The following is a 5,922-nucleotide window of genomic DNA, read 5'->3' as shown; positions in this document are numbered from 1 at the left end:
GTACTGAACGTCCAGGTCAAAACCGTACGGGGATTTTTCACTACCCGCAGTGCCGGTGATACCCGGCATATCCAGCTCAAACGCCTGACCGATGTACGCTTTGAAAGCGTTCTCACCGTCTTTATTCGCAGTCTCGCCGTATTTACGCGGACTTGGGTTTTCCGGGTAAGGGCTGAAGTAATCACGTGAGTGAATGGCGTTCAATGCACCCTTCAGGGTGTCCTGGTGTTTCTCAAACAGGTTCTGGCTCATGGGGCTCCCCGCTACCGTCATCAATATCTGTTGATATGACGCTTCGGTGTTGATGATGGAATGGCTACTTTATATCTAATGTTCTGCACACACTCGTTTATCTGAACAAATGTTATGCGTTTTATGTGCCGCTAAAGCTATTCATTAGCTTCAACCGCGAATATGTATAAGACCCAATGGGATTACAGCTGCGCTGACCACTCTCGCACCCAGTCACGGGCATCTTCGTCAGGCAAAGGCTGAGTGCATGCATCGACCTCAAAACGCTCGCCAACGCGTACCGCACCCAAACTGGCCAGCAATGCATCAATATCCTTACCTGCCTGACAAAAGGTCTGGTGGTAGGTCTGGTCACCGAGCGCAACGATGCCATAACGAATGTGAGACAGATCCGGCTTCTGCTCCTTCAACGCATCACACAACGGAATGATATTGTCTGGCAGTTCTCCATCGCCATGGGTCGAACAGCTAATGATCAGAACATCGCGATGGGAAAAGTCCAATTCGTCATAATCCGGTTCTTCATGCAATGTGACATCATGTGTCTCTTCCATCACTTCCTGAAGAGCATCAGCCACCATCTGCGCATTGCCCGATTCAGTACCGACCAGAATCGCAATATCTGTCATAACCCCTCTCTCACCCCTTGTCGACGCTCCTGCGTTCCGGGTTGTTGATTAGCATTGCTGAACGTTCAGCGATATGTGCCTGCTATATATAGATACCGTCACTACTCGCCAAGACTCATTGTGTTTGAGCTATGGTGTATGCAGTCGATTTTACGCATCTGCACTAATCGCGATCTTATGCTACGAAAGATACACCAAACCTTGTGATACGAAAAGCAAATTAGCAGTATATTTCTTGTATCCCTTTTAGATTTTAGGTTAACCTGTACCCAAAGCGCATTCTCTTTGCGACAAGAATACTAAGGCGTGCTGCACATGGTTACGCGGCCTATCCTTTAAATGAGCGAGGTTTCTATGGCAATGGATGACAAAAAACTGATCGAGCGTATCGCTAACGGCGAGAAGATTCAGGCGGGTGAAGAGATCTCTTCCGGTTACCGTGCCGAATTGATGCGTTTGATGGTTGTCTTCGTCGATTCTGAACTGGCAGGCGCTGCTGGCTTCGCGGAACAGATTAATGAAGGTCCCGGTTTGCGTGAACGCCAGGTGGCGGCACAAATTGTTGCAGACAAATTCGACCATGCAGAGAAAGTACTGACCCTGCTGAAGGAGTTTGGCGTCGACAACCGCCTTTATATTGCCTCTCATGCCTGGGAAGCACGCCTGAGTCGCTATTTGGATCTGGGCAACCGTCGGATTGGCGGCGACAAACGTCTGAATGTATTCCACTACCCACTACAGGGCTGGACTGATGCACTGGTGATGAATGCGTTGATGGCTGCCGCGTCTGCTATTCAACTGAAAGAGTTGCGAAACGCTTCTTACGCTCCCTTGGCGGATGCCATGCGTGAGATCGCTGAAGGCGAATCACGTCATGCCGAATTGGGTGAGCGCGGCTTGCAAGATCTGATCGATCGCAACGGCACTGATGCCGCTCAAGTCGCCGTCGAATACTGGTATCCAAAAGTTGCCGCGACTTTTGGTCGTGCCGACTCACAACACAATGACCGCTTCCGCGCTTACGGCCTGATCAGCAAAACTAACGATCAGCGCCTGAATGAATGGGAAGGTCTGGTAAATGACGTTCTGACCCGTTTAGGTCTGAATGTTCCTGAAGTGGCATAAACGCCCTTCAAACATAACTGCAAGCCCCTGCTATGCGCGACGACTGCACATTCACTTTGTTGCACGAACGCAGCACAGCCGGGGCTTTACTCCATCTACCGGTTCACAATCTGGAGCTTTTGCACACTCATGCAAGATTTACAGGACATCATCGTATCAGACGTTCAAAAAGGCGTTCTGACTATTACCCTCAATCGCCCTGAAGCTTATAACGCGTTACGTACTAACCTGCTTCAAGAAATGGCGGATACGCTGGATGCGGCAGCACTCAACGACGAAGTTAAAACCGTACTGGTGACCGGTGGCGAAAAAGTCTTTGCTGCAGGCGCAGATATTAAAGAGATGGCTTCTCTGGATGCCGTGGGTGTCATGAACGACCCTCGCCCGACCTACTGGCGTAGAATTAACGCGTTTCCTAAACCCATGGTTGCAGCCGTTAACGGCTTTGCGCTGGGCGGTGGCTGCGAACTGATGATGCATTGTGACATCGTCATTGCAGGCGACAACGCACAGTTCGGTCAGCCAGAGATCAACTTGGGCATCATTCCGGGCGCCGGTGGCACACAACGTCTGGTGCGCGCGGTAGGCAAATCCATGGCGATGCAGCTGGTGCTGTCAGGTGAGTTTATCTCCGCTGAACAAGGTCGTGATTTTGGCCTCGTGAGCGAAGTCGTCATCCCTGAGCGCACGCTGGAACGCGCCCGCCAACTGGCAGAGAAGATCGCGACCAAACCACCTATTGCTGTGCGTCTGGCAAAAGAAGCAATTCTCAAATCCTACGAAACAACGCTCGACAGTGGCCTGAACCTGGAACGCAAAGCGTTCACTATGCTGGCCGCCACTGAAGACCGCAATGAAGGTATTGCTGCCTTCATGGAAAAACGTAAACCCAACTTCACGGGAAAATAACAACATGGCTTACGAAACGATTGAATTTGAAATCACCGATGGTGTTGCTGTCCTGACACTCAACCGCCCACAGAGCCTGAACAGCTTCAACACCGACATGCACGCCGAAGTACGCGATGCACTGAAGACTGTCAAAAAGAGTGCTGAAGTCCGCTGTCTGGTTCTGACCGGCAATGGCCGTGGTTTTTGCGCAGGCCAGGATCTGAGCGACCGTAACGTTGCGCCAGGCACCGAAGCACCTAATCTGGGTGAATCAATCGAGAAAAACTACAGCCCGCTGATCCGCACCCTGATGGGTCTGGAGATGCCAGTCATCTGCGCAGTGAATGGTGTAGCCGCAGGTGCGGGTGCAAACATCGCATTTGCATGCGATATCGTTTTGGCCGCGAAATCCGCGTCTTTCATTCAGGCATTCTGCAAAATTGGTCTGGTACCGGATTGCGGCGGCACCTGGAGCCTGCCAAATCTGGTAGGTCGCGCACGCGCAATGGGCCTGGCAATGCTAGGCGACAAAGTGAAAGCTGAGCAGGCTGAACAGTGGGGCATGATCTGGAAAGCAGTTGATGATGAAGCGCTGAAAGATGAAGCCATGAAACTGGCTAAGCATCTGGCAACTCAGCCAACTAAAGGTCTGGCGCTGATCAAACGTGCGATCAATGCATCCGCGACCAACGATATGGACGCGCAGCTGGATCTGGAACGTGATCTGCAGACACTGGCAGGCCGCACTGACGATTACCGTGAAGGAGTAGCCGCCTTCATGGAAAAACGTCAACCCAACTTTAAAGGCCAGTAAGCTTTCAGCGAGGCATAAGAACACCATGAGCCATCTCACAAATGAATCCGTCATCGGCGTTATCGGCGCTGGCACCATGGGCGCAGGTATTGCTCAAGTTGCAGCTAAAGCAGGCCACCCGGTCATGCTATTTGATGCAATGGAAGGCGCTGGACAGAAAGGTCTGGACGGTATCGCAAAAGGCCTGGGGCGTCTGGTAGAACGCGGCAAAATGTCTCAGGAAGACGTTGACGCCCTCACCGGCCGTATTCAGGTTGCGTCCTCTTTGCAGGATCTGGCCCCTTGCGGCCTGATCATCGAAGCGATCGTTGAACGCCTGGACATCAAACAACAGGTGTTTGGTGATCTGGAAGATATTTGCGGCGAAAACGTCATCATCGCCACCAATACCTCCTCGATCTCTGTTACCGCCATTGGCAGCAAGCTGAAGCGCCCGCAGAATCTGGTCGGTATGCACTTCTTCAATCCAGCACCGATCATGAAACTGGTGGAAGTTATCAGTGGTCTGGATACCGACCCTGCAATCGCCGACGAGATCTACGCACTGTCTGCAAAATGGGGCAAGAAACCGGTTAAGGCTAAGTCCACTCCGGGTTTCATTGTTAACCGAGTTGCACGCCCGTTCTACGCTGAAGGCTTCCGTGTATTTCAGGAAGGCGGTGCGGACATCGCCACCATCGACGCCCTGCTAAAAGAGTGCGGTGGTTTCCGCATGGGGCCTTTCGAACTGACCGACCTGATCGGCCACGATGTAAACTACGCGGTCACTTGCTCCGTGTTCGATGCGTATTATCAGGATCAGCGTTTCCTGCCTTCTCTGGTGCAGCTGGAGCTGGTTAATGCCGGTCACTATGGTCGCAAATCGGGTAAAGGCTTCTACGACTACAGCGAAGGTGCGGTGAAAGCGACTGCATCTAATGCGGAAGAAGCCGCGAAACCGACTCAGGTAACGGTAGAAGGCAACCTGGGTGTTGCAGAACCACTGGTCGCGCTAATCGAAGACGCCGGCATTTCTGTGAACCGTACCGACGGCAACGGCTCCATCATCGTCGGCGAAGCGACGCTGAAACTGACCAGCGGCCACTTCTCTACTGCGCGCGCACAAGCAGAAAGCAACCCGAATCTGGTGCAGTTTGATCTGGCACTGGATTACAGCAAAGCAACACGCATGGCGCTGGCACCTGCAGATCAGGCAAGCGAAGCAGCCATTGCTGCGGCTACCGGCCTGTTTCAGGCAATTGGCAAGAATGTCAGCATCATTGATGACATTCCAGGCATGGCCGTCATGCGTACCGTTTGCATGCTGGCAAACGAAGGCTTTGACGCCGTTAACCAGCAGGTGTGTAATGAAGAAGCCGTCGATATCGCTATGCAAGGTGGTGTGAACTACCCATGCGGTCCAATTACATGGGCGAGCAACATCGGTCTGGCTAATGTCCTGAGCACATTGGACAATCTGGCTGCTGCCTACGGTGAAGATCGCTATCGCGCATCACCTTTGCTGCGCCGTAAGGTTGCCGGGGGCCAGTAATATGAGCAGTGTCGATATGAACGATCAGCAATTGGCTGAAGCGTGCAGCGCATCTATGCATGAACGTGACAACGCTGCACAAGCTCTGGGAATGGAGATCATTGAAGTCAAGCCGGGATATGCCCGCCTGACAATGACAGTGCGAAAAGATATGCTGAATGGCCACAATATGTGTCACGGCGGTATGATCTTCGCACTGGCCGATACGGCTTTTGCCCATTCTTGCAACACGTACAACAAGGTGACGGTTGCCAGCGGCTGTAATATCGAATACGCCGCACCGGGTTTTGAAGGTGATCTGTTAACAGCCGAAGCCGTTGAGCGTACGCGTTCAGGCCGCACTGGCGTATATGACATCACCATCACGAATCAGGACGGCAAAGAGCTGGCCCTGTTCCGTGGTAAGTCCTACCAGATTAAAGGCAGCGTACTGCCTGAATCGGAATCAGAGTAACAGGAGTGAATCTGATGAAAGATGCGTATATCTGTGATGCGATCCGCACCCCTTTTGGTCGTTACGGCGGCGGTTTAGCCCCGGTACGTCCTGATGATCTGGGCGCCGTGCCCCTGAAAGCACTGATGGATCGTAACCCGAATGTAGATTGGTCTTCCGTAGACGATGTGATCTACGGCAACGCCAACCAGGCGGGTGAAGACAACCGTAACGTTGCGCGTATGTC

Annotated in this window: 6 protein-coding genes and 2 pseudogenes; 6 read left to right on the top strand and 2 right to left on the bottom strand. The window is 52.5% G+C overall.

Going from position 1 to position 5,922, the window contains the following annotated elements; translation table 11 throughout:
- Together ABYW01_RS12135 and ABYW01_RS12130 are read right to left on the bottom strand one after the other, a co-directional pair.
- A pseudogene (locus tag ABYW01_RS12135) lies at positions 1-252 on the bottom strand (phenylacetic acid degradation protein PaaN); the annotation flags it as partial.
- A 182-nt stretch (positions 253-434) separates the two neighbouring features.
- Positions 435-881 carry a flavodoxin domain-containing protein gene (locus ABYW01_RS12130; RefSeq protein ID WP_372832996.1) on the bottom strand — a complete coding sequence of 149 codons (447 nt, stop codon included), beginning with the start codon at positions 879-881 and terminating at the stop codon, positions 435-437.
- 360 nt (positions 882-1,241) lie between these two features.
- Here ABYW01_RS12130 and ABYW01_RS12125 point away from each other — a divergent pair, with 360 nt between their 5' ends.
- From ABYW01_RS12125 to ABYW01_RS12100, 6 genes and pseudogenes are all read left to right on the top strand, one after another.
- Complete coding sequence (locus ABYW01_RS12125) at positions 1,242-2,006, top strand: Phenylacetic acid catabolic protein (RefSeq protein ID WP_372832995.1); 765 nt, start codon at positions 1,242-1,244, stop codon at positions 2,004-2,006.
- Positions 2,007-2,135: 129 nt separating this feature from the next.
- Positions 2,136-2,915: a 2,3-dehydroadipyl-CoA hydratase PaaF gene (gene paaF, locus ABYW01_RS12120; RefSeq protein WP_372832993.1), complete on the top strand. Its 780-nt coding sequence runs from the start codon at positions 2,136-2,138 to the stop codon at positions 2,913-2,915.
- A 4-nt stretch (positions 2,916-2,919) separates the two neighbouring features.
- Entirely contained in the window at positions 2,920-3,711 is a 792-nt protein-coding gene (gene paaG, locus ABYW01_RS12115) for a 2-(1,2-epoxy-1,2-dihydrophenyl)acetyl-CoA isomerase PaaG (protein WP_372832991.1), read from the top strand.
- Positions 3,712-3,736: 25 nt separating this feature from the next.
- A complete protein-coding gene (gene paaH / locus ABYW01_RS12110) occupies positions 3,737-5,242 on the top strand; it encodes a 3-hydroxyacyl-CoA dehydrogenase PaaH (RefSeq protein ID WP_372832988.1) in 1,506 nt (501 codons plus the stop codon).
- 1 nt (position 5,243) lies between these two features.
- Positions 5,244-5,696 carry a hydroxyphenylacetyl-CoA thioesterase PaaI gene (gene paaI / locus ABYW01_RS12105; protein ID WP_372832986.1) on the top strand — a complete coding sequence of 151 codons (453 nt, stop codon included), beginning with the start codon at positions 5,244-5,246 and terminating at the stop codon, positions 5,694-5,696.
- Between the two features lie 14 nt (positions 5,697-5,710).
- Positions 5,711-5,922, top strand: a pseudogene (locus ABYW01_RS12100) (3-oxoadipyl-CoA thiolase); the annotation flags it as partial.

Source organism: Pontibacterium sp., assembly GCF_041587635.1.
In the GTDB taxonomy this organism is placed as follows: domain Bacteria; phylum Pseudomonadota; class Gammaproteobacteria; order Pseudomonadales; family Balneatricaceae; genus Pontibacterium.
The sequence above is the reverse complement of the archived record's forward strand: the minus strand, read 5'-3'. Positions and strand labels throughout refer to the sequence as shown.